Source organism: Streptomyces sp. NPDC090499, assembly GCF_044769305.1.
Classification (GTDB): Bacteria; Actinomycetota; Actinomycetes; order Streptomycetales; family Streptomycetaceae; genus Streptomyces.
Genome location: NZ_JBIVXP010000016.1, coordinates 146609 through 171089 on the forward strand (window position 1 = coordinate 146609; position 24481 = coordinate 171089).

Annotated in this window: 19 protein-coding genes; 12 read left to right on the forward strand and 7 right to left on the reverse strand. The window is 68.1% G+C overall.

Annotated features, from left to right (window positions below):
* Positions 1-152 precede the first annotated feature (152 nt).
* The 3 genes from ACIQVL_RS39630 to ACIQVL_RS39640 all read left to right on the forward strand — a co-directional run bounded on the left by ACIQVL_RS39630 (position 153) and on the right by ACIQVL_RS39640 (position 5728).
* The gene (locus ACIQVL_RS39630; protein ID WP_403477815.1) at positions 153-2726 is read left to right on the forward strand and encodes a carbohydrate-binding protein; all 2574 of its coding nucleotides are present in this window, start codon (positions 153-155) and stop codon (positions 2724-2726) included.
* Positions 2727-2800: 74 nt separating this feature from the next.
* Positions 2801-4915, forward strand: coding sequence for an alpha-galactosidase (locus tag ACIQVL_RS39635; RefSeq protein ID WP_403477816.1), 2115 nt, complete (start codon positions 2801-2803; stop codon positions 4913-4915).
* Positions 4916-5005: 90 nt separating this feature from the next.
* Positions 5006-5728, forward strand: coding sequence for an RICIN domain-containing protein (locus ACIQVL_RS39640; protein ID WP_403477817.1), 723 nt, complete (start codon positions 5006-5008; stop codon positions 5726-5728).
* Positions 5729-5902: 174 nt separating this feature from the next.
* Here ACIQVL_RS39640 and ACIQVL_RS39645 read toward each other — a convergent pair whose 3' ends face one another.
* From ACIQVL_RS39645 to ACIQVL_RS39655, 3 genes are read right to left on the reverse strand one after another with little or no spacing between them, the layout of a single operon-like run.
* Complete coding sequence (locus tag ACIQVL_RS39645; protein WP_403477818.1) at positions 5903-6547, reverse strand: maleylpyruvate isomerase family mycothiol-dependent enzyme; 645 nt, start codon at positions 6545-6547, stop codon at positions 5903-5905.
* Positions 6544-7380, reverse strand: coding sequence for a fumarylacetoacetate hydrolase family protein (locus ACIQVL_RS39650; protein ID WP_403477819.1), 837 nt, complete (start codon positions 7378-7380; stop codon positions 6544-6546). Before ACIQVL_RS39650 ends, ACIQVL_RS39645 begins: the two co-directional genes overlap by 4 nt.
* On the reverse strand, positions 7377-8546 hold the full coding sequence (locus ACIQVL_RS39655) for a cupin domain-containing protein (protein WP_403477820.1): 1170 nt from the start codon (positions 8544-8546) through the stop codon (positions 7377-7379). The genes ACIQVL_RS39650 and ACIQVL_RS39655 overlap by 4 nt, the downstream gene beginning before the upstream one ends.
* A gap of 69 nt (positions 8547-8615) precedes the next feature.
* Between ACIQVL_RS39655 and ACIQVL_RS39660 the strand changes: the two genes are divergently transcribed.
* Positions 8616-9401, forward strand: coding sequence for an IclR family transcriptional regulator (locus ACIQVL_RS39660; RefSeq protein WP_403477821.1), 786 nt, complete (start codon positions 8616-8618; stop codon positions 9399-9401).
* 316 nt (positions 9402-9717) lie between these two features.
* Here the strand turns inward: ACIQVL_RS39660 and ACIQVL_RS39665 are convergent, their stop codons facing one another.
* The 3 genes from ACIQVL_RS39665 to ACIQVL_RS39675 all read right to left on the reverse strand — a co-directional run bounded on the left by ACIQVL_RS39665 (position 9718) and on the right by ACIQVL_RS39675 (position 13970).
* Entirely contained in the window at positions 9718-10512 is a 795-nt protein-coding gene (locus ACIQVL_RS39665; protein WP_403477822.1) for an SDR family NAD(P)-dependent oxidoreductase, read from the reverse strand.
* Positions 10513-10523: 11 nt separating this feature from the next.
* On the reverse strand, positions 10524-12137 hold the full coding sequence (locus tag ACIQVL_RS39670; protein ID WP_403477823.1) for a flavin-containing monooxygenase: 1614 nt from the start codon (positions 12135-12137) through the stop codon (positions 10524-10526).
* 228 nt (positions 12138-12365) lie between these two features.
* Positions 12366-13970 carry a flavin-containing monooxygenase gene (locus ACIQVL_RS39675; RefSeq protein WP_403477824.1) on the reverse strand — a complete coding sequence of 535 codons (1605 nt, stop codon included), beginning with the start codon at positions 13968-13970 and terminating at the stop codon, positions 12366-12368.
* A gap of 649 nt (positions 13971-14619) precedes the next feature.
* Between ACIQVL_RS39675 and ACIQVL_RS39680 the strand changes: the two genes are divergently transcribed.
* The 5 genes from ACIQVL_RS39680 (at position 14620) to ACIQVL_RS39700 (ending at position 19714) form a co-directional block, all read left to right on the forward strand.
* Positions 14620-15789 (forward strand): 3-hydroxybenzoate 6-monooxygenase, encoded by a 1170-nt coding sequence (locus ACIQVL_RS39680; protein ID WP_403477825.1) that lies wholly within the window; start codon positions 14620-14622, stop codon positions 15787-15789.
* 35 nt (positions 15790-15824) lie between these two features.
* Positions 15825-17246, forward strand: a complete 1422-nt coding sequence (locus ACIQVL_RS39685; RefSeq protein ID WP_403477826.1) for a M24 family metallopeptidase — start codon at positions 15825-15827, stop codon at positions 17244-17246.
* Positions 17247-17342: 96 nt separating this feature from the next.
* A complete protein-coding gene (locus tag ACIQVL_RS39690; protein WP_403477827.1) occupies positions 17343-17996 on the forward strand; it encodes a Crp/Fnr family transcriptional regulator in 654 nt (217 codons plus the stop codon).
* Positions 17997-18105: 109 nt separating this feature from the next.
* Positions 18106-18807 (forward strand): EthD domain-containing protein, encoded by a 702-nt coding sequence (locus tag ACIQVL_RS39695; protein ID WP_403477828.1) that lies wholly within the window; start codon positions 18106-18108, stop codon positions 18805-18807.
* 88 nt (positions 18808-18895) lie between these two features.
* Entirely contained in the window at positions 18896-19714 is an 819-nt protein-coding gene (locus ACIQVL_RS39700) for an MBL fold metallo-hydrolase (RefSeq protein WP_403477829.1), read from the forward strand.
* Between the two features lie 172 nt (positions 19715-19886).
* Here the strand turns inward: ACIQVL_RS39700 and ACIQVL_RS39705 are convergent, their stop codons facing one another.
* On the reverse strand, positions 19887-21347 hold the full coding sequence (locus ACIQVL_RS39705; RefSeq protein WP_403477830.1) for a polysaccharide deacetylase family protein: 1461 nt from the start codon (positions 21345-21347) through the stop codon (positions 19887-19889).
* A gap of 598 nt (positions 21348-21945) precedes the next feature.
* Here ACIQVL_RS39705 and ACIQVL_RS39710 point away from each other — a divergent pair.
* The 3 genes from ACIQVL_RS39710 to ACIQVL_RS39720 all read left to right on the forward strand — a co-directional run bounded on the left by ACIQVL_RS39710 (position 21946) and on the right by ACIQVL_RS39720 (position 24162).
* Positions 21946-22836, forward strand: a complete 891-nt coding sequence (locus ACIQVL_RS39710; protein WP_403477831.1) for an SDR family NAD(P)-dependent oxidoreductase — start codon at positions 21946-21948, stop codon at positions 22834-22836.
* 25 nt (positions 22837-22861) lie between these two features.
* On the forward strand, positions 22862-23746 hold the full coding sequence (locus ACIQVL_RS39715) for an MBL fold metallo-hydrolase (RefSeq protein ID WP_403477832.1): 885 nt from the start codon (positions 22862-22864) through the stop codon (positions 23744-23746).
* A gap of 137 nt (positions 23747-23883) precedes the next feature.
* Complete coding sequence (locus tag ACIQVL_RS39720) at positions 23884-24162, forward strand: hypothetical protein (protein WP_403477833.1); 279 nt, start codon at positions 23884-23886, stop codon at positions 24160-24162.
* Positions 24163-24481 lie beyond the last annotated feature (319 nt).

Sequence of the window (24481 nt, forward strand, 5' to 3'; positions counted from 1 at the left end):
TCCCCACTCGATCACCTGACCGGTTCCGCGTACGAAAAAGTTCGCCGTATCGCTCCCGCACGGGGGATGTGAGCGATAACAATTCGTTGAGCGTCCCGGAACCGATCCCTCCGTCCTCCCGCAGCGTGGCGGGAGGAGAAAGCCAGGTCTCCATGAGAAGACCCCTGACGGGAGCAGCAGTGGCCGTCGCGGCCATCGGCGCGTTGCTCGCCGTACCGCAGACCGCCGCCGCGGCCTCCCAGACCTATGCCGTCGATCTCGGCACGACCACCGGAGCCGTCCTGCACGGCTCGAACGGCGCGCTCTACGGGCAGAGCGACGACGGGGTACCGGGAGACAACCTCCTCGCCCCGCTGAAGCTGACCACCGGTTCGCAGAAGCCGCCGGGCGGCGCGCAGCACCCCAACGGCGACATTGTCGCCGTCGCGCCGTCGTTCTTCCGCAACGGCGGCGGGACGATGTACACCAACATCCAGGACGAGTACTCGGACTGGCCGTACCAGAACAACGGCATCACTGATTACCTCACCCAGGTCGACACCGCCGTCAACGCGGTCAAGGCGACCAGTTACGCGGACAAGGTGGTGTTCGTCCCGTTCAACGAGCCGGACGGCAACTGGTACACCGGCCTCGGCAGTTCGAACTCAAGCACCTACGCCTCGGCGCTCGCTTCCTTCGAGTCGGACTGGAGCACCGTCTACGAGAGGATCAAGACCGACTACCCGGACGCCAAGATAGGTGGGCCCAACACTGCCAACTGGAACAGCAAGTTCTTCGGTGACTTCCTCACCTACGCCAAGGCGCAAGGGCAGTTGCCGGACGTCTTCACCTGGCACGAGCTGGGCCCGTCCTCGCTCGCCAACTACCGCGGCCACTACACCGCCTACCGAGCCCTGGAGACCGCCCGGTCCATCAGCCCGATCACCGTCAACATCGACGAGTACGCCAACCGGCGCGACCTGTCGGTGCCCGGCCAGATGATCCAGTGGGCCGCGATGTTCGAGGACACCAAGGTCTACGCTCAGCAGCCGTACTGGGACATCGCCGGCAACATGTCCGGCAACACCGTCCACACCAACGTCCCGAACGGGTCGTGGTGGTTCTGGCACTGGTACGCGGGGATGACCGGGCAGACCGTCAAGACGACCCCGCCGCAGGCCAACGTCCAGGACACGCTCCAGGGCATCGGCTCGCTCGACACCAGCCGCAAGCAGGCTCAGGTGATCGTGGGCGGTTCCTCGACCGACGCCAACGTGGTGATCAACAACATCCCGAGCGCCACCTTCGGCAGCAAGGTCGAGGTCACGGTCCAGGCCCTGGACTGGAGCGGCTACGAGGGCGCCTCCGCCCCGCCGAAGACCATCTCCAGGACCGCCTACACCCCGTCCGGCGGCTCCATCACCGTGCCGCTGACCGGCCTCAACTCCATGTCGGCGTACCGCATCACGGTCAGCCCGAACGGCGGCGGCACGGCCACCACGCCCAGCGTCCCGTCGTACTCCTCCTACGAGGCGGAGAACGCGGCCATCACCGACGGCACCGTCGTCCAGCAGGCCACCGGCGCCAGCTACTCCACCGCCCAGCTGTACGCCACCTCCGGCACCAAGGACGTCGGCTACCTCACCGCGAGTGACAGCAAGGTCGTCTTCACCACCAGCGTCCCGTCCGCCGGCACCTACAACCTGCGCATCTTCTACGGCAACCAGAACGGCTCGCCCTCCCAGCAGGTCCTGCGCATCGACGGCGCCAACCCGCAGTTCGTGACCTACCCGTCGACGCTGAACTGGCAGTACCGCTCCAACGTCACCGTCCCGGTCACCCTCAGCGCCGGCAGCCATACCGTCTCGCTCGCCGTCGCCGACTCCGACCTGGGCACCTCCGCCGGGCAGGTCACCCTCGACAAGATCGACCTGACCTCCGTGGCGAGCACCCCCGAGACGGTCTACGAGGCGACCCTCGCCGACATCAGCGGCAGCCCCTCGTACTCGTACGGCGACGTCGGCGAGACCGGCACCGGCGCCCTGGTCATGACCAGCGGCGACAAGGCGACCTTCGACGTCTACGCCCCGACCGACGGCTACTACACCGTCAAGACCGACTACACCTCCTCCGGCGGCAGCACTGCGCTCGCCCTGAACGGCACCACGGCCGCCACCTACGCCTCCTCGGGCGGCTCGGCCACCACCTCCAGCACCAAGCTGTACCTCACCGCCGGCATCAACCGGATCGCGGTCAGCCCCAACAGCGGGACCACCCTCACCTTGCGGAACCTGAAGGTCGACGGCTCCGGTGACACCACCGGCGTCACCAAGTACGAGGCCGAGAGCGCGACCCTGGCAGGCGCGGCCAAGGCCCAGTCCGACACCTGGGCCTCCGGCGGCAAGAACGTCGGCTACGTCGGCAACAGCAGCAGCAACACGCTCACCTTCGCAGGCGTGAGCGCCTCCGCCGCCGGCCGCTACACCGTCGTCATCCACTACGCGCAGAACGACCGGGCGGGCTCCAGCAGTTACAACACCAACGTGGAGTCCCGCACCGCCCAGCTGTCGGTCAACGGGGGCACCGCCACCACACTGACCTTCCGCAACACCTACAGCTGGAACGACTACTGGACCCTGCCGACGACCGTCACCCTGGCCGCCGGCACCAACTCCCTGAAGTTCTCCAACTCCTCATCGTGGGCGCCCGACATCGACTACGTCGAGGTGGCTCCCGTGAACGGCTGACCCAGCCGACGCGGCGGGGACGGCTCCCCTTCCGTCCCCGCCGCCCCATTTCCCCCTTTGCGTGAAAGGCCGCCATGCCGAGCATCGCCCACGACCCTGGGCACCGGCTCTGGGTCCTGTCGGGACCCGGCTCCAGTTACGTCCTCCACCTCGACGACGACCACCGACTGCGCGGCCTGCACTGGGGCCCCCGCCTCACCCTCGACCAGGCCCTCTCGCTGCTGAACTACCCGGCGCCGGGCCGCCGTTCCTTCGAGGACCCATTGGACGGCACCCTTGACCTCGACACCGCCGGCGCCATGCGCTACGCGCACGCCGGTGTCCAGGTCCGCTTCCCGGACGGCGTGCGCGACCTCGAACCCCGGCTCGTGGACGTCGTCCACGTGGGCTCCCGGCTGGTGCTGCGGTTTGCCGACCGGCACTATCCGCTCGCCATCGAGACGCACTACCGCGTGCATCCCGACATTGACGTGCTCGAACGGCATCTGCGGCTGCGCCATACCGGCGGCGCGGCCGACGGCCCGATCACCGTCGTCCGGGCCGACTCGGCCACCTGGGTGCTTCCCCGGCTGCTCGACTACCGGCTGAGCCAGGTCCGCGGCCAGTGGTCGGCCGAGACCCAGCTGGTCCGCGTCCCGCTGCCGTACGGCGAGACGGTGACCACCAGTCGCCGGGGCACCACCGGCCACCAGGCCAACCCCTGGGCGATGATCGACGACGGGCACACCAGCGAGGAGCACGGCTCCGTCTGGTCCTGCGCCCTCGCCTGGAGCGGCGGCTGGAAGCTGACGGCACAGCGGCTGCCCACCGAGCGGGTGACCGTCTCGGCGGGCTTCGGCCACGACCCGGTCACCCGAGAACTGGCACCGGGAGAGGAACTCGTCACCCCGGTCTGCGCGGGCGCGTACACCGAGGATGGGTTCGGCGCGGCGAGCCGTCTCTGGCACCGATACGTCCGCGACCACGTCCTCGCGCACCCGGACGAGGTGCGCCCCGTCCTCTACAACTCCTGGGAGGCGACCGGGTACGACATAGACGTCACCGGGCAGATCGAGCTGGCGGAGAAGGCGGCGGCACTGGGCGTGGAGCTGTTCGTCATGGACGACGGCTGGTTCGGCGCCCGCACCCATGACGGGGCCGGGCTGGGCGACTGGACCCCCAACCCCGAGCGCTTCCCCGACGGCCTCGCCCCGCTCGTCGACCGTGTCCACGACCTCGGGATGGGTTTCGGCCTCTGGGTCGAGCCCGAGATGGTCAACCCCGACAGCGACCTCTACCGCGCCCACCCCGACTGGGTCCTCCACCAGCCGCACCGTCGCCGCACCGAACACCGCAATCAGCTCGTCCTCAACCTGGCCCGTCCCGACGTCGCCGCGTGGGTGCACGGCCGGCTCGACGAACTGGTCACCAAGAACGCCATCGACTTTCTCAAGTGGGACATGAACCGCCCCTTCACGGAGGCGGGTTGGCCCGACGTCGAGGGAGATCCGGACCGCCTGTGGACCGACCACGTCCACGCCCTGTACGCGATCCTCGACCGGCTCCGCGCCGACCACCCCGACCTGCGCATCGAGTCGTGCAGCAGCGGCGGCGGCCGCCTCGACCTGGGCATCCTCGCCCGCACCGACCAGGTGTGGGCCTCCGACAACACCGACGCCGTGGACCGCGTCGAGATCCAGCACGGCTTCTCCCAGCTGTACCCGGCCCAGGTGATGGGCGCCTGGGTGACCGACAGCCCCAACCCCTTCACCGGGCGGAGCGTGCCGCTGGACTTCCGCTTCCGCGTCGCGGCGACCGGTGTCCTCGGCCTCGGTGGTGACCTGAACCGCTGGGGTGACACGGAGCTGGCCCGCGCGGCGGAACTGGTGGCGGAGTACAAGGCCGCGCGGCATCTGGTGCAGCTCGGCGAGCAGCACCGGCTGTCCGGGCAGGGCGACCTGACGGCCGTACAGTACCTGGCACCCGACGGTCGCGAGACCGCGGTGATCGCGCTGCGGTACGCCCGGCACTTCGGCCACCGGGATGCCCCGCTGCCCCTGCGAGCCCTCGACCCCGCGGCCCGCTATCGCGACACCGCGACCGGCGCCGTCCACCACGGCGCCGTCCTGCTCACCCATGGGCTGCCGCTGGACCTCGCCGCGGATGACCACACTTCCACCCTCGTCCACCTGGTACGCGAGCCGGCCTGAGCAATCTGGTCAGAGGGCCGGTGCACACCGCCGGGCCGCAAGACGGCCCGCCTCGGCGGTGTGCACCCCATCGCTACACAGACCCCAGCCGTGACAGCTCGACTCGATGAACAGCTCGCCCTGCGCCTGGGGTCGGCCAAAGCGGTCACCGGCGCGCGGATCGCCTGGGAGCGCGACGCCACGAACTACACGTACAAGATCGAGGGCTCCACGGACAACGCCACCTGGACCATGCTGGCCGACCGCACCGGCACCACCAGTACCAGCCAGGTCCAGGCCGCTGTGTTCAACGCCCAGGTCCGCTATGTGCGGGTGACGGTGACCGGACTGCCCACGGGTGTCTGGGCCTCCATACGCAACCTGGAGATCTACGACCGTCCGTTTTCCGCGGACCTCGGCACCTATCGGCTGGTGAACCACAAGAGCGGCAAGGTGCTGGACGTCAGTGGAGGCTCCACTGCCGACGGCGGGTCCCTCATACAGTGGCCGCAAAACACCGGCACCAACCAGCAGTGGAAGCTGCTGCCCAACACCGACGGCTCCTATCGCCTGGCCAACGTCAAGAGCGGCAAGGTCCTGGACAGCCCGGGCGGCTCCGCCCAGGGCGCCGCCCTTGATCAGTGGGCCGACACCGGCAGCAGCAACCAGTGGTGGCAACTCGTGCCCGCCTCCACTGGCTACTACCGGATCGTCAACCTCGGCAACGGCTGGTGCGTCGACGTCAAGGACGCCTCCACTGCAGACGGCGCTTCGATCATCCAGTGGCCCAACACAGGCGGAACCAACCAGGAATGGCAGCTCCTCGCCTTGTAGTCCGCGACGGGAGACAGGGCCGGTGCCGCGCCGCACCGGCTCTTTCCCCCCGCTTCCTCGGGCTGTGGTCCCGGACATCCCCCGGCTCCGGTCGAAGGCACTGTGGTCCTGGTGACGCCGCCGGACTGACTCGGAAACTGCCGAGTTCACGGGGCATGGCGGAGACGCGGGGATTCACAGCCAGGGCCCGAGGGGCTGGGCGGGAGCGCCGTCAGCCGTCGTCACACCCGTGCTTGGGCGACCTGCGAGGTAGGCGGTGACCTCCGCAGGATCACCATGGACGGCGGGCACGTTCGCGCTGCCCCGCCTGGCGAGGATGTCCTCGCGGAGCGCGGCCAGGAACTCCGCCGGGAGGTCGGAGAAGGAGGCCGAGGCGCCGAGGTCGACGGCGTGCACCATGACCTCCCTGCTGCGCAGCCATGGGATCTCGCTCGCCGGTACGGTCCGACCCTGAGCGGTCACGACCTCGGACTGCCACTGGGTGTCGGTCAAGCCCGCCACGGCGTCGTCCAGCGCCTGGGCGGACCGCTCGAACCAGGCGGTGAGTTCGTGGGCGGGCAGCCGGGTGCCCGCCTCGACGGCAGCAGTGCGCTGCTCCGGCGAGCTGTACATGGGGGTGGGCTCCCCGGTTCGAGCCCAGTGAACGAGATTGCCGACGGCCTCGGCGTTGCCGGCCAGGTGGGCGACGACGTGCGCCCGAGTCCAGCCGGGGAGCAGCGAGGGGGCTCCGTACGACGTCTCGTCGAGTCCGGCCAGAGCCTTGCGGCACAGGGAGGTGCCCAGGGCGACCCAGGTCAGCGTGGTGTCGAGGTCTCTCATGCGGCACCCTCCGCGACGACGCGGTTCTCCAGCCTCCCCAGGCCCTCGATCTCCGTGACCACGACGTCGCCCGGCTGGAGGAAGACCTGCGGTGTGCGGGCATGGCCGACGCCGCCGGGGGTGCCGGTGGCGATGACGTCACCGGGGTTCAGCCGGATCATCGTGGAGACGTAGCGGACCAGGTCGACCGGGTCGAAGAGCAGGTCGCCGGTGTTGTCCTGCTGCATGACCTGTCCGTTGACCTCGCAGCGGATGTCGAGCGCGGGGCGCGGGCCGCCGACCTCGTCCGAGGTGACGAGGAACGGGCCGACCGGCGTGGTGGAGTCCCAGTTCTTGCCCTGCAGCCACTCCCGGGTGCGGAACTGCCAGTCACGGCAGGTGACGTCGTTGAGCACGGTGAAGCCCGCGATGGCCGCCTCGGCCGCCGCCGCGTCCGCGCGCCGGACCTGCCGGCCGATCACCACCGCGAGTTCGGCCTCCCAGTCGAACTGCTCGGTCTCGACGGGGCGCCGGATGTCGTCATGGGCGCCGATGAGGGTGTCGGAGAACTTGCAGAACAGGGTCGGGTGTTCCGGGAGGTCGCGGCCCATCTCCTTGATGTGCTTCTGGTAGTTGAGACCGACGCAGACCACCTTGCTCGGGCGGGGCACGAGCGGCGCGAAGTCCGCGCCGGAGATGGACAGCCGCGGGCCGTCGGCCGTCGCGGCGGCTGCGAGTCCGCCGGGTGCCGCCAGAACGGCGCCCACGTCGGGCAGACCCAGTTCGACGAGGGAGTTGCTCTCTACACGGACGGCGGCGGTGCGGTCTGCTAGGCGGATGGTGGCGAGCTTCACGCGTGCTTCTCCTCGGCGGGGGTGTTCTCGGTGTGCGTGCGGTACAGGTTGAGCTTGGTGAACAGGGGTGCGTCGCTGAACTGGAACAGGTCCAGGGCCCCGGAGTCCGAGTCGGACGGCGAGGCCTCCGACCGGATCGACAGCGGTGTCCAGGAGGGGACGACGAAGAGGTCGCCGCGCGTGACCGACCAGGAGAAGTCGCCTACGGTCACCCGCCCGGAACCGTCGAACACCTGGTACACCGACGAGCCGGTCTCGCGCCGAGACGCGGTCTCGGCACCGCTGGCGATGCGGTGGAACTGCGCGCGGATGGTCGGCAGGACATCGCCCGCGGTGGTGGGGTTGGTGTAGCGCACCAGGGCGTGGCCGGGTTCGACCGTGCCGGGGCGGCCCTCGCGCTCCAGTTGAAGCTGGTCGGTGAGGGCGGCGTCGGTGTCCTCCCAGCGGTAGCGCAGCAGCGGGGTGCCCTCCCGGGACCCGAACTGCGACACGGGAACCAGCCCGGGGTGACCCCACAGCCGTTCCGAGCGGGAACGGTCGGGCGCGGCGTGCTCCTCCTCGGACAGCTGGTCCCGGCCGAAGTCGAAGAACTGGGCCTCGATGTCGTACTGGAAGGGAATGTCCAGGCCGTCGATCCAGGCCATGGGCCGGTCGGCGGAGTTGTGGTGGGCGTGCCAGTGCAGGCCGGCCTGGGGCAGGAAGTCACCGCGGCGCATGGGCACGGGGTCGCGCTCCACCACGGTCCACACACCCTCGCCCTCGACGACGAACCGGAAGGCGTTCTGGGTGTGCCGGTGCTCGGGCGCGTCCTCGCCGGGCATCAGGTACTGGATGGCGGCCCAGAGGGTGGGGGTGGCGTACGGCCTGCCGCCCAGGCTCGGGTTGGCCAGTGCGATCGCCCGGCGCTCGCCTCCGCGGCCGACGGGGACCAGGTCGCCGGACTGTGCGGCCAGGCCGAGCAGTTCCTTCCACTCCCACCGGTGGGGCTGGGCCTTCGACATCGGGTGCGGCGGCATCAGGTCACCGATGCGGGCCCACAGCGGCACCAGCAGAGCTTTCTCGAAGCCGCGGTACAGGTCTTCCAACTCGGGAGTCACCGGCGGCTGATCGGGCCCCTCAGTGGCGGTGAGCCTGACGGGGGAGACGACGCTGTCCTGTTCGGTCATGCACCGACCGTGCCCCGGTCGACAGTGATGGGAACAGTAGATTCTGTTCAGCAGAACACATTACGATGCATGTCCGAGAGAGGCACCGCCATGGTCAAGTCGATGAAAGAGCCGCCGGCATACGGCGTCACCAGCGTCGACCACGCCCTGCAACTGGCCGTGATTCTGCAGGTCGAGGGGTCCATCACGGTCTCCGAGGCAGCCCGACGGCTTGGTGTGGCCCGCTCCAGCGCCCATCGCCTGCTCTCCACGCTCGTCTACCGTGACTTCGCCGTGCAGGACGAGGACCGCAGCTACCGGGCCGGTCCGGTGCTGGAGATCGCGGACAAGGCGCAGTCGAACGTCGGAGCCCTGCGCGCCGCCGCCCTCGGTCCGTTGCGGACCCTGGTCGACACGCTCGACGAGACCGCGAGCGTCACCATCCGTACCGGCCGGACCGCGCGGTTCGTCGCATCGGTCGAGTGCTCCCGGGCGCTGCGTGTAGGAAGCCGTGAGGGGATGGTGTTTCCCGCGCACCTGGTCACGGGCGGCCTGGTCCTGCTGGCCCAGCTCGGTGACGAGGAGCTTGAGGCGCTCTACGCCTCCGACGCCGAGGAACGTCCCGATCTCGCCAGGCTGTGCGGCGAACTGCGCGCCGTCAGAAGCAGCGGCGTGGCCCTCAACCTGGAGCGCTCCGAGCGCGGGGTCGTCGCCGTCGGGCGCGGTGTCACGGACGCAGACGGCCGCGTGGTAGCCGCCGTGTCCGTGTCCATGCCGAGTGTGCGGTACGAGCCACACCGCCTGCGGGAGATCGTCGCGGCCCTGACCACGGCCGCCGAGGCGACCTCGGCGGGGCTGGGTGAGAGCGCCGGCTGACCTACGGTGGGACGCAGAGCACAGGGGGCCGCCGGTGGGGTCCCACCGGGCCGGCTCGGAGGCGCCGATGGCGGGCAGCGCCGACCGGAACTCGTCGGCCGTTGACCGACGGAATACCGCAGGAACCCCCCGGGCGACCGACAGCACGCGCGCGTTGTCGATCAGCCCGCCGTCGGAGAAGGAACGCATGCACCCAGCGCGGGATCGGCTTCTCCTGTTCCGGTCCCAGCCGCCCGCGCCGGACCGAAACAGCTGGGGCGCGCCCGAAACCGAGCCCGGTGTCGGCCACGACTGTCGCCGCACCAGTCCGTGGCGTTCACATTTTCATCTTCTTCGCCCACTTGCTGTACACCGGCGAGGTGGTGTCCCGGGATTTCCCCCGGGCGATGAAGCGCCGTACTCCCCGGGCGGTCATCAGGGACAAGCCGCCGTCCACGGTGATCACCTGGCCGGTCACCCAGTCCGCCTGCAGAACGTGGAGCAGGGCGTCCGCCACGAGATCAGGGGTGCCGAACCGGTCCAGCGGCGTGTAGTCGATGGTCTCCTGGCGGAAGCCGGGGAGGCCGAGGTTCCCGCCCAGCATCGGCGTCTCAGTGGGACCGGGGGCGATCGCGTTGACCCGGATACCGAACGGACCGAGCTCGATGGCGACATCCCGAACGAGATGATTGACCGCGGCCTTCGACGCCCCGTATGCGATCGCGCCGGGATCGGCGACGATGCCCGTCACGCTGGAGATCGCCACCAGGCACCCGTCGCGCTCGTCTTCGACGAGTCGTCGCGCCACAGCACGCATCGAGAGAAACACCCCGCGCGCGTTGATGGCGAACGTACGGTCCCAACCCTCGACGTCCTGGTCGACCAGCGGCTGCGCGTACCCGGTCACACCGGCGGCGGCGACCAGTACCGTGGGCACGCCGACGCGAGCGATGGTCTCGTCGAGAGCCGCGGCGACCGAGTTCTCATCGGTCACATCGCAGTGCACGTCCGGTTCTCCGGCGATGTCCCAGGTGACCGGGACGGAGCCGGCGGCCCGAAGCCGGTCCGTGACCGCGGCACCGATTCCCGAGGCGCCACCGGTGATGACGGCGATCCTGCCCGTGAGGTCCATGTCTTTTCCCGTCACTCGCTCGTGAACTTGAAATCCTGGTATTCACGCGCCGCCTCGTCCAGTCGCGACCGGTAGGTCGACTGGCTGCCGGCATAGAGTTGGAAGGCTCGCTTCTTGCCCGGAACGTTGGACCCGAAGTACCACGAGTTCGCCTGGGACAGCAGCGTTTTCTCGACCGTTCCGATGGCGTGCTCGACCCAGGCTTCCTCGGCCTCAGGGGTGGCCTCGATCTTCTGGTATCCACGTTCCTTCATGTGCCGTACGCATTCGACGATCCAGTTGGCCTGAAGCTCACCGAACCGTGGGATGTTGCCGGCGGTGCCGCCCTGCGGCCCGGACACGATGAACATGTTGGGGAAGCCCACCACCAGGACGCCGAGCAGGGTCCGCGGACCGTCCGCCCAGTAGTCCTGGAGCGCCGCCCCGTCCTCGCCGGTGATGTCGACCTTCAGCATCGGGCCGGTGCCCGCGTGGAAGCCGGTGGCCAGGATGATCACATCGAAATCGAGGTTCCGCCGGGTGGTCTCGAGTCCCTGCTCCGTGGCTCGCACAATGGGTTCCTTGTCGAGCGAGATCAGCTCGACATTGTCGCGGTTGTACGCCTCGTAGTAGTTCGTCTCCAGCGGCGGCCGCTTCATGGCGAAGCCGTGGTCCTTCGGGATGAGCTGGTCGGCCACATCCGGATTGTGCACGCGCGTGCGGATCTTCTCTGCGATGAAGGAGCTGACCGTGTCGTTGGCCTCGCGGTTCGTCAGCAGATCGCGGAAGTTCGAATGGGACAGGGCCAGCCCGGTGGCATTCCACAGCTTTTCGTAGAGGGCCTGGCGTTCGTCGGCCGACACGTCCAGCGCCGACTCGTCGCGCGGCGAGTGGATGAACCCGCCGGGCGTCTCCCGGCAGGTGTCCCGAATCTCCCGCCACCGGCTCTTGAGGTCAGCGACGCGCTCGGCGGAGAAGTGGAAGTTGTTGCTCGGCGCGCACCAGTTGGGAGTGCGTTGGAAGACCGTGAGGTGTTCCACCTGGTCCGCGATGGACGGGATCAGCTGTACACCGCTCGCGCCGGTGCCGATCACGGCCACCCGCTTGCCAGCCAGCTCGACGGGCTCGTGCGGCCAGAGAGCCGTGTGGTGGTATGCGCCGGAGAATTCGTCGAGGCCGGTTATCTCCGGGAAGAGGGGCCTTGAGAGAATTCCTGTGGCGAAGACCACGAACCGTGCTGTGAAGGTGCGACCGTCTGTGGTCCGCAACGTCCAGCTCGCCGTTTCAGCGTCGTAGTGCGCCGAGGCGACACGGGTGTTCAGCTCGATGTCCGGACGCAACTGCAGCCGATCGGCCACGAAGTTGAAGTACCGCTCAAGCTCCGGTTGGCCCGCGAACTCCTCGCTCCACGACCACTCCTGCTGGATCTCTTCGCTGAAGAAATAGCCGTAGCTGTAGCTCTCCGAGTCCAGTCGCGCACCCGGGTAGCGGTTCCAGTACCAGGTGCCGCCGACGCCCGCGCCGGCCTCGAGTGTCCGAACGGACAGGCCGAGCTCGCGCAGGCGGTAAAGCGTGTAGAGCCCATTGACGCCCGCCCCGATGACTATGGCATCGAACTGCGGAGCTGTGGACTGGGTCGATGTCAAGACGAGATCATCCCCTTCGGTAGTGGCGGCGACTGCACCATGGCTGCCCACCGCGGCCGCGGAACAGTGGAGCGGCCGGACGTTGTCCGGCCCTGGGTTCGAGGCTCGATGGCATCGATGACCGGTCAGTGACGAGGCGAAGCCGAGTCGGAACGGAATCCCTCGCCGACGCGGAGCGCTCGGCGGCGGCCGGCTGCACCGGTGCTGCCACCGGGCACGACGACTCGCTCAGGAGAGCTTGAATCCGGTGAAACCATCGGCGGCGACGGCGCGAGCACGTTTGACATAACTTTCCATTCCGCCCAGATAGGGCATGAACACCCGGGAGCCGTCGTCCTTGTTGACGTGCACCATGTAGTTGTCGTACTGCATCCGAAGCCCTGTGTTCGCTGCCTCGGCCACATGCGCCGCCCATTCGTCTTCGGCTTCTTCGGTGGGTTCGATAGACGCGTATCCTCGCGATTCCATGAACGCGATGCAGTCCGTGATCCAGTCGATCGCGAACTCGTTCTGAAGAAACAGGTTCGCAAGGACGGACGGGCTTCCCGCACCGGTGGGCATGAAGAGGTTGGGGAACCCCGTCGTCATCATCCCGAGCAGGTTCCGGGGGCCGCGGGTCCATCGGCTCGTGAGTTCGACTCCCTGCGCGTCCCGGATGTTCGCTCCGCGAAGCGATCCGGTGAAGGCGTCGAATCCGAGCGCGAAGACGAGCAGATCGATCTCGTAGTAGGCGTCCCGGGTGCGAATCCCGCCCGGCGTGATCTCGGTGATGGGCTCCGAACGGATGTCAACGAGCGTCACATTCTCTCGGTTGTACATCTCGTAGTAGCCGTTCTCCAGGATCAGCCGCCTTACACCGATCGGGTAGGTGGGCAACAGCGCCTCGGCAGTGCGAGCGTCTGTGACGGTTTCACGCACGCGATCTCTCACGAAGTCGGCGACCACGGTGTTTGCCACCAGGTCCGTGCCCTGGTCGGTGAAGAGCCGGTTCATGGACGTGCCGCCGCGCTCCCACTGCGCCCGCAGGATCGCCTGCTGCTCCTGCTTGGAGTAATGCCCGACCGGGTGCTGCGGTATGGGATCGTTGACCGCCCGACGGGTTGCCGAAATGAGCCGCTCACGCTCGTCGGCGAGCCGAGCACCGATCGCTTCCTGAGCACCTTCCTCCGCCGGGGCGTTCTGCGCGGGAACCGCGTAGTTCGGAGTGCGCTGGAAAACATAGAGATGCTCGCCGGCCTCCGCGAGCGGAGGCGCTGCCTGCACCCCCGAAGACCCCGTGCCGATCAGCCCGATACGCTTTCCACGCGTTTCCACGTGGTCGTGCGGCCAGTGACTGGTCATCACTACGCGTCCGCCGAATTGATCGAGACCCGGAAACGCCGGCGGCCGCGCTGCCGACAACTGTCCCGTCGTCATGACCAGGTATTTGGCGGTGATCGACGCACCTGTGCTGGTGGTCAACTCGTATCTCGCACGAGCCGCATTCCACCGAGCGCCGGTCACCCACGTGTCGAACAGGAAATCCCGCCGGACATCGAGTTCCGATGAGGCAAAGTTCAAGTACGCCAGCAATTCCGGCTGAGCGGCGTAGCGTTCACTCCAGCGCCATTCCCGCCAGATCTTGTCCGAGAAATGGTATGAATAGTCGAGGCTTGCCAGATCGACTCGCGCACCGGGATAGCGATTGTGGAACCATACGCCGCCCACATCGCTTGCCCCCTCGATGCCGACGACCGACAACCCTGCTTGGCGAAGCCGATGGACTGCATATATGCCGCCGAGGCCTGCTCCTACCACCACAACATCAATATCCACGTCCAGCCTTTCCGCCAAATATCGCCTTGGAGTGAGTCACCAGACTCCTCTCCTCGTCCATCTGCGCTCCATGACTTACAGGCGCGGCCCCGATGGCCTCCCATGTGGTATGCGGCTCGACGTGATACCCGGGGTAAAGCGGCCGGTGTTACGGCCTGCCCTTCATTCCACTGGTTACGGCGGTCCGGAATTCCGAGGCCGGCTTCATGCCGCGCTCACTCCCGGGCGCGCGGCTACGTGACGCTCTCATGTCATGTGAGACCTCCTCCGACCTGCCGCGACGGGCAGGGCGGACTGTAAAACGACGGAAACATAAACTACGACGAGCAGGCCACGCAAGACCTCCATGAGGCGTCCAAAAAGTCCAGGACTTTTGTCACACGGCAGTCCGACCACGGTCCTTCATCACCAACCCGTGGCGCGATTAAAGTCCGCATCCGTTAAACATTCACGTGGGCGATCACCGGCTCGACGCTCGCCGGCAGCTACGGCGGGCGGCGGTTTTCCAGGGGCCATGGAGGCCCTGAGCACAAGGGCGACCAGGTTCCCGGCGGTGTGCGTCGCATCTGTCGATGCGGCTGGTCGCGACCAGCGGCGACGCGGGTGCCTCACGGCCACCGCGGCGAACCGGCGTTCCAACACGGCTATCAAGGAGACGGCGTGTCTCATGTCTGACAACGAAGAGATCCTCGTGATCGGTGGGGGCATCGGCGGAATGACCGCGGCTCTCGCGCTGGCCCGCCAGGGCCGGAGCGTGCTCCTGGCGGAACAGGCGCCCGAGTTCGGTGAGGTGGGCGCGGGTCTTCAGGTGGGGCCGAACGTCATGCGCATGTTCGACCGGCTCGGCGTCATCGAGCCGGTTCGGGACATAGCCTTCTTCCCCGACAACCTGATCCTCCGAGACGCGCTCGACAGCGCCGAGCTGGTACGGATCCCGCTCGACCGGGAGTTCCGGGATCGCTTCGGCTACCCCTACGCGACCATCCACCGCGCCGACCTGCACGCGGTCCTCACCGCGGCCTGCGCCGAGCACCCCCAGATCCGTCTGCGGACGAACTGCAAGGTGGTCGGTGTCGAACAGGACGAACGCGGCGTGCGGGCTCTGACCGAGTCGGGTGAGGAACTGGCCGGTACGGCGCTGATCGGCGCCGACGGGCTGTGGTCGACCGTCCGGGAGCACGTGCTCGGTGACGGCGAGCCGAGGGTGACCGGGCACGTCGCCTACCGCGCGGTGCTCCCGATGGAGGAGGTGCCGGAACACCTGAGATCGAACTCCGTCGTGCTCTGGGCCGGACCGGACCTCCACCTGGCGCACTACCCGCTCCGCCGGGGTGAGCTGTTCAACATGGGCGCGATCTTCCACAGCCACCGGTACCAGCGTGGTGCCAACGTCTTCGGCGACCCCGAGGAGCTGCACGAGCAGTTCAAGGGTGTCTGCGGCGAGGTGGAGACACTCCTCGGCAAGATCGACGAGTGGCGCATGTGGGTGCTGCGCGACCGCGACCCCGTGGAGCACTGGAGCAAGGGACGCATCACGCTCCTCGGCGACGCGGCACATCCCACCCTGCAGTACCTGGCCCAGGGCGCCGGGATGGCCGTCGAGGACGCGTGGACCCTCGCCGCGCAGCTCGACAGCGCCCCGGACGTTCCGTCGGCGCTCCGGGAGTACGAACGGCTGCGCTCCGTGCGCACGGCGAGGGTGACGCTGCTCTCGCGCCTGTACGGCGAGCTCTACCACGCTTCCGGAGTCACACGCGCGGTCCGCGCCCAGATGCTGGAGGGCTGGCCCGCAGCCGCCGCGCGGGAGAGCTTCGCATGGATCTACAACGGCATCTGACCAGCACCATCCGCCCGACGAGCCAGGCAGGAACCATGACGACTGACCACACGACCACAACGGACCTGAAGGCGACGGACGGCGACACCGTTCTGTTGACGGGTGAGTCCCCGCTGCTCGGCCCCGAAGTCCGGGCGCTGGGCCTGCCGCAACCGTTCCCCCCGCACGCGGTACCTCGCGGCGCGCGCCCCACCACCGTGCCCGGCCGGCACATGCCACGGCTCTCGCATGCGGAGCGCAACCGCCGCTGGGACGCCCTGCGCAAGCGCATGCTCATGGCCGACGTCGACGTCCTCGTGTTCCTGGGCAACGACATCTACTGGGACATGGGCCTGGCGAACCTGCGTTACGTCACGGGAGTCGGCGCGAAGATGGGATCGCACGCGCTGTTCTTCCTCGACGCCGAACCGGTGCTCTACAACGCCGTCGCCCATATGAGCAGGCCGTTCCACCACCAGGAGAGCGTGCAGGACTGGGTGACCGACATCAGGATCGGCCACGGCGTGGTCGAGCTGGCGGCCGAGCTGCGCGATCGGGGCCTGGGGCACTCCAGGATCGGGCTGGTCGGCTTCAACTCCACCATCCAGACCACGCCGACGTTCCTCGACGGTGAGCTCCGCGGCCTGGAGACCGCGCTTCCGAACGCCAAGTTCGTCGACTTCAGCCACGTGCTCCAGCACATGCGCATGGTCAAGAGCGAAGAGGAGATCGACCTCATGCGCCGGGCGGCACAGATCGCCCGCAAGGTCGTGGACACTCTCGTCACGGCGAGCCGGCCGGGCGCCACCGAGGCCGAGGTGTACGCCCAGATGGTCCAGACCCAGATCGCCGAGGGCGGCGAACCGAACATCTTCAACCTGCTCGCGTCCGGTCCCGTCGAACATCCCACGGAAGAGCTGTGGCACCTTCTGCACGGCACGGACCAGCCGAGCACGCCCACCACCCGCCCCCTGGCCGAGGGCGACCTCGTCATCACCGAATTCCACACCAAGTTCGGTGGATACCTGGTGCACACCGAGTACACCGTGCACGTCGGTCCACGGGTGCCGGCGCAGCTGCGGAAGATCTGGGACGTCTCGCTGGAGTGCCTGGACGCCAGCCGCGAGGCGTTCCGCCCGGGCGTGACCCTGCGGGAGGCGTGGGAAGCCGTCAGGCGTCCCAGCGAGCGCGCCGGTCTGGACTTCGTCGAACTCGGCTTCCACGCCATGGGCCTCGCCTCGCCCGAGTTCCCGACGGTGATCTACCGGCCCGGCTACGGCAGCCCCGCCCTGGACGGCTCTCGCATCGGGGATCTGGTGCTGGAGGAGGGCATGGCGTTCGGCAACAACATCGACCTGCACGACCCGTCCTGGAAGCCGGACGTCGGCTGCATGCTCGCCGACTTCATGGTCGTCCGTGAGGGAGGTGCCGAACTGCTGGTGAACACCCCGCGTGAGCTCGGGATCGGTGGCGTGTGAAGCCATGGCGTGGTGCGGATACAGTGGGCGGCGAGGAGGCCGGCTGTGACGCATCGCGCGGAGGGAAAGGGCGAGTACGCCCACCCGGAGTCGACCGTGGACCAGGCGTGGTCGTCGAGCTTCCTGGCGCAGCTGCCGGGAAAGGTACAGTCCGAGCTGCGCGACACCGCCGTGGCACTGACGATCCCCGCCGGCCACATCATCTACCGCGCGCACGACGATCCCCGGCTGATTCTGGTGATCTCGGGTCTTGTCCGGATCGTGGCGTCCTCACCGGAGGGGCGCAAGGCGACCATTCGCTATGCCAGCCGGGCCGACTGCGTCGGCATGGTCTCCGTCGTGACCGATAGCCAGGAGGTCACCGCCGAGGCCGTCACCGCGGCGGAGGTGCTGTTTCTCAACGTCGGTCGGCTGCAACACTTCGCGCGTACCGAGCCGGCGGTCGGCTGGCCGGTCGCCCAGTTCGTGGGCAGGGTCTGCACCGAGGTGATCGAGATGATGTCGTCCGCCCTCTTCGGCTCGGTCCGGCAACGCGTCGCCCGCCACCTCCTCGACCTGGCGGTGCGCCGCGGCGACGACCTGGTCGTGGTGCAGGACCAGCAGGAGATCGCGGACGCGATCGGCTCGGTGCGCGAGGTCGCCGGCCGCGCCATCCGCGACCTGCGTGAACGCGGACTCGTCTCGCGAACCGATGCGGGACTGCGTCTCGACGACCCGCAGGGCATTCACCAGATCTCCCTCCACAGCTGAGGCCGGCAACTGGAGCCGAGGCGACTGATGAATCCGGCCGGAACGCTGCCGGGATTCTGGCGTTCTCGCCGGCCACCGCCCATTCGTCAACGACCAAGGACACCAGGTGATGATCAGCAAGCACCCGAAGTCGATCTACCTTGCCCTCCGTAATCCGGCCCTCGATCATGACTCCTTCATGGCGCGTTGGCGCCACCACGGAAGCCTTGGCAGGGCGAAGCCGGGGTACGCCGACAACGTCGTTCGCTACGAGCAGTGCGACGTGAATCAGGAGATTTCGGCTCCCACGTGTTCCCGCGACTACGATGGCGTCGGCATCGTCACTTACCGGACGGTGGAGGCGCGCCGAGCGCACCACTCCAACCCTTCGTCCGAATTGTTGATGGCCCAGGACGGTGCAGCTACATTCGGCGTTCCGGTCGAAGAAACTCGCACATTCTGCTACGAGGTCACGATACTGAGCGGCATGCGTGAGGGGACGAAGGTATTTCGCTTCGTCTGGCGAGAACCTGCCGCGGATCACACCAGCTTTGTCGCGGCGTGGGCGGCGTCCCTGTCCCTGAGGGCACGCACACTCCGCGACGTGGCGCCGGCATGCGTACTCAACGTCCCGCTCGACGAACCCGGCGCACCGGCCGGACTCGGCTGCGACCTTGTGGAGGAGTACCTGTGTCCCGACCTCGCAACGGCCTCCCGACTGGTTGAAAGACTGCCCCCGGCCCCCGATGGACTGGCCGTGGACCGAAGCGTGACGGTGATCACCGACAGCGTTTGCCTCTACGACGGCTCCGACAGGAACCCGGCGGCGTAGAACCGACACCTCGCCGGGATGCGTGTGGCGAGGGAAATCCTGGCCTCCGGCCATCTCCCCGTACTCGCCCTCGTAGTAAGGAGATCTCGTGAAAATCGGGAACATCACCATCGACGGCCTCATCGACGGGGATTTCAGGATCGACCCGGCGACCGCATACCCGGGTGTGGCGGCCGATCGGTGGGCCCCCTACCGGGATTTTCTTGACGCGGCCGGCCGTGTCGAGTTCACGGTGGGGGGGTTTCTGGTCCGGGACGGAAGGAACAACATCCTGGTCGACCTCGGGGTCGGCCCCGAGCCTCCCGAGCCGTACACCGGCGGCGCACTGCTGGATGCCCTGCGCGAGAAGGGACTGGAGGCCGGCGACATCGACCACATCGTCTTCACGCACCTGCATTACGACCACACCGGCTGGGTCACCCGGAACGGGAGCGCGACCTTCGAGAACGCGATCTATCACGTCCACGAGGCGGACTGGGCGCATTTCTACTCGGCGGAGTATCCCGGTCTAAGAATGGAGCGTGAAAACGACCTTCCGCTCATCAGGTTCGCACCGGTCGCCGACCGAGTGCAGCTCTGGACGGACGCCGCCGAGATCGCACCGGCCGTTCGCTTGCGGCACGTGCCGGGTCACACCCCGGGAACGACAGTCGTCGAGATCGTCTCCGGCGGCGAGCGCGGCCTGCTCATCGGCGATGTGGCACACAGCCCGGTCGAGCTCCTTGAGGACGGCTGGCCAGGAGTGGGCGACGTGGACGGCGCCGAGGCACGACGGTCCGCCGCGGCCACTGCCGCCGAACTCGTCGCGGACGGCGTGCCGTTCGCGCTCGCTCACATGCCTGGACTGTCGTGGACCCGGCTGGAGAGCGCCGGCGGGCTACGGCGCCTGGTCGTCCTCGATGACTGAGCTGCTTCAGCCGTGCCGTTCCACGGTGAGGACGGGGTGTGCGAATCGACGTTGTGCGATTCCGATCGCATCGCGGTCTGCGGAAGTCGCGCCACGGCTTCATGCCTCGCGACGCCGGTCCTGAAGCAGTCGGGTGAGCGAGGCGCCGACCAGGTTCGGTCGGCGCCGGGGCTCAGCGTCCGTAGGCGGCACCGAATGCCCCGTAGGCGTAGCCGGTCTTGAGCGGGTGGCTGGCGTAGAGCTCGCTGATGGTGACGAAATGGTAGCCGCGGGCCGCGAGGGTGCTGAGGATGCGGGGGACGGCGGCGACGGAGGTGGGGTGGATGTCGTGCATGAGCACCACGTCGCCAGGGCGGGCCTTGTTGATCACGGCGTCGGAGACCTTGGTGCTGTCGGGGTACTTCCAGTCCTCGGTGTCGATGCTCCAGAGCACCATGGGCAGGTCGGCCGTCTGGCTGACCGTGGTGTTGACGGCACCGTAGGGCGGCCGCAGCAGGGTGGGCGCGGCCCCGGTGGCGGCCTTGACGGCGTCGCTGGTGCGGGTGATCTGGTCGCGTATCTGTGCGGCGGTGAGGCGGGTCAGGTCGGGGTGGTTCCAGGAGTGGTTGCCGACCTCGTCGCCGGCCGCGGCCTCGGCACGGACGAGTTCTGGGCTGGCGGCGACATTCTGGCCGACGGTGAAGAAGGTGGCGTGGGCCTGGTACTTGGCCAGGATGCCCAGCAGTTTCGCGGTGTACGGGCCGGGGCCGTCGTCGAAGGTCAGAGCCACGCACTTGACCTTCAGGCAGTCGGCCTCGGTAGGCGCGGGCTGGGTGCTGGGCAAGGCTGGCACCGCCGGGCTGGAGGCGCCCAGGTCCAGCTTGCCGGACGGGCTGATGGTCTGCTGCTGGGCCCGCCGCCCGAAGTCGGACAGCAGCGGGAGTACTTGGGCCTTGGGCAGGACGAGCTGCACGACGCCCACGGCGGGCGCGGCTATGGTGCCCTGGTCGAAGTACACGACGAGATCGCCGTTGCGGCGGAAGTAGAGGTTGGTCAGCAAGCCGGCGCGCTGCGCGGGGTCGCTGAAATTGTCGACCAGGAGGCCCGGGCGGCCTTTCAGTTTCTGTGACAGCAGTGCGGCGAAGGTGTCGGTCTTCGCGTCCGCGATGAGCGCCAGCGGGGAGGTCCCGGTCTTCGTCGCGCCGTCGTACCAGTAATCGCGAGTATTCAGGCCGGAGTTGACGGAGGTGTAGTCCTGGGTGGTCAGCCGGACCCCGACCACGTTGCCGGAGGCGACCAGTGTGTCGAAGGCGATATTCGCCTCCATTCCGACCGGGCAGCGCGATCGGCTGTCGGCGGCCGTCAGGAAGGCGGGGACCCGCTTTTGGATGTCGGCCTTCATCGCCGCGCTGAGGGCGTCGGCCCCCGGGTAGACGGGGTAGGCGGCGGCCCAGCGGCAGTCAGCGCCCTCACTGCTGTCGTTGGCGACCTGCAACCCCTGCGCCGGGGCGGTGGCCGACCCCGCCGGAGTTCCCGAGGACGCCACGGCATGTCCCGGTGAGTCATCGCTGTTGTGCTGGAGGGCGCTGCAGGCGGTAGTGGGGGCGAGGGCGGCCAACAGGAGTGCCGCGGTCACGGCCCTGTACGCGTTCATGCATGGTGGTACGCAGAGTCCGGCAAGCATGTTCGATGCTGTGGACGGATGTTGACACAGTCGACACCGAATGAGCACAGGGCGACGTGGAGTTGCAGGACACGGGTCCGGGATGCTCGTGCTCGTCGGGGGTGGATGGCTCCGGCGGAGATCGTCGGTCGCCCGACGAATTCACGGTGCACTCTGACACGGCAGTTGTAGTTCTTGATCGTTGATGCGTTCATGCTGGTCAACCGGGTGCCGGGGTGGCTGCGGGCTTCGTGGCGATCCAGCGGGCCAGGGGTGGCGCCCTCGAGGCAAAGCTTTCTGCGGATCGCGAGACCGATACCCGATGCCGCGCCGATGACCGCCACGACAGCGCTTTGCGTGGTGCAGGCCCTGTGTCTGTTGCTCCTCGGATCGAGAGCTCCATGGCACTTTCGGGATGGTATCCAGAAGTCTAAACTGTAAATATTACGGTAGATTCCTCGGGTGGCACGGGACGGGGCTTGCAAGCTCCGGCGCACCGCCGCCGGTGGGTCTGGGATGCGCGATCCGATCTCGATGGACACCCCTTTCCGTATGCCTCGACATGGAACTCAATGCCCGGGAGGACAGCATGAGCGAGTTGCGTTTCGACGGACGGGTCGCGATCATCACCGGGGCCGCCCGCGGCATCGGACGAGCACACGCGGAACTGCTCGGCGCCCGAGGGGCCACCGTCGTGGTCAACGACGTCCACGGCGCCGACGGCGCGGTGTCGGAACTGACCGCCCGCGGGATCACCGCGATAGCCAGCCCGGACGACATATCCACCGCCGAGGGGGCAAGGGCGCTGGTCGACGGAGCCATCGCACGCTTCGGGCATGTCGACATCGTCATCAACAATGCGGGAGTCTCACTGGTCGCCCCGCAGCTCGAAGAGACCGACGACCAGTTCGAGACCGTGCTGAAGGTCAATCTGAACGGCACGCGCCACGTCGTGCACGCCGTCTGGCCGCATCTGGTCGAACGCGGTTACGGCCGGCTGATCAACACCACGTCGGCGCACGGAATGTACGGCAACTCAGGGCAGGGTGCCTACGCGGCCTCCAAGGGCGGTGTCTACGGCCTCACTCGCGTCCTCGCCAACGAGGTCGGCGACCTCGACATCCGCGTGAACGCCGTGGCGCCGGGGGCCTATACGTCCATCACCTCGATCGCGAAGTACGGCACCGATGCCGAGAAGGCGAAGTTCGAAGCGACGATGCCGACCCGGTTGACCTCCCCGGCCGTCGCCGTGCTCGCTCACGAAAGCTGTCCGGTCAACGGCCAGGTTGTCGCGGTCGGCGGCGGTCGTGTCGCGCTCGTCTTCGTCGCCGAAACCCTGGGCTACTACGACCGCGACCTCACGCCCGAGTCGCTTGTCCAGAACTGGGCGCACGTTCTGGACAAGGCCGACTACGAGGTCCCCACGTCCACGAGCGACGTCCTCGCGATCTTCGACCGTCTCACCGAATCAAATAATTAAACTCATAACCAAGGGAGTAAGGCTCATGGCGGACATGACGTCGCACACCGACGAGCAGATCCATGGCCCCGCAGGCATCCGGTCACTCACACTCGGCGACACCAAGCTGACCTATGTCCCCGATGGCGTGGCCACGATGAGCGCCCGGATCTGGTTCCCCGAGCCGACCGACGAGGACTGGGCGCAGCACGCCGAGTACCTCGACGACGACGGGAACATAGTGGCCAGCGTCGGCGGACTGCTCGTGGAACGCGACGGCCGCGCACTGCTCATCGACGCCGGAATGGGCCCGCTGTCGGTGGGGCCGCCCCAGAACCCGTACGGAATCGCCAGCGGCGGCGCGCTGGTGGACAACCTGGCCGCGCTCGGCCGCAGTCCCGGCGACATCGAAGCGGTCGCACTCACCCACCTGCATTCCGACCACTTCGGGTGGGCCTGGCACCCCGCGTCCGGCAGCGACCGCCCCGTCTTCGCCGACGCCGACTACCTGGTCGCCGAACCCGAATGGACCCAGCGTCACTTCGCGGAAGCCCAGGGCCAGGCCGACATGATCAAGGCCATCGTGCCGCAGGTGCGCACCGTGGATGAGGGTGAGGAGATCTTCCCGGGCGTCCACGTCAGGTTCGCCCCCGGCCACAGTGCGGGACACACCGCCTACGTGATCAGCGCAGGCGGACAGCGGGTGATCGCCTTCGGTGACGCCTTCCACAACCCGGTCCAGATCATCCACCCGCACTGGGAGGTGACGGCCGACCACGACCGCGCACAGTCCGTCGTCCTGCGCCAGAGCCTGGTCCGCGAGCTCGCCGAACCCGGCATCATCGGCTTCGGTGTCCACTTCACGGACGCGTACTTCGGCCGCGTCCGCATCGAGGGCAACCGGGCGGCCTGGCACCCCATCAACGCTTGATCTCAGGCACCCTTGCGCCTAGCTCCGTTGCTGCCCCTCGGTCAGCAGGTGCCCATGAGCCCACGACAGCCGAATGGCAGGAGACAGCGGTCGCAAACGGTCACGAGACCTGGACGAGGGAGTCCAAGATCGTTTGCGTGACGAACAACCTGGACACCCTCGCGACCGCACTCCACGTCGGAACGGACGATCTGCTGAAAGCGGCTCCGCACCTGGCCCCGTGGCGGCCCAGGGCGGGCATGGCGCCCGAACCGAGCGACACCGAACCGGTCACCCCGGGGGTGATGCAGGCCCTGTTCGGCTTCACCGGCAAGGCCCGCCGGCTCGGCCACACCCGCACCCACCTGCGTCGCCTGCCCCCTGCCTGCCACAGCAACTGGGCTGCGACAAACCTCTGCGGGCGCTGTCTTCGCTGATCCGCCGCACCATCCGGGTGCTGGCCACCGACACCACGCCGTGGAGCGACGAAGTGTGGATCGTGAACGCCACCCCGGTGGAATGCGGCCACTGCAGAGTCCGCGCGGGTTGTCCATCCGCCGGACATCGGGCGTAGGGGGCGGACGTAGCGGCGCTGGGCTTGGCCTTGTCGAGGTGGTCGTCGAACTTGGCGTCGCCCCAGTCGGAGGCGTTCACGATGCACGCCCCCGGAGGCGCTACTCGGGCAGGGCGGCGGCGCTGCCCGCGACTGCAGCGGCACGGGTGAGGCGGTGGAGCGTGGGGCCAGTCGACGGCAAG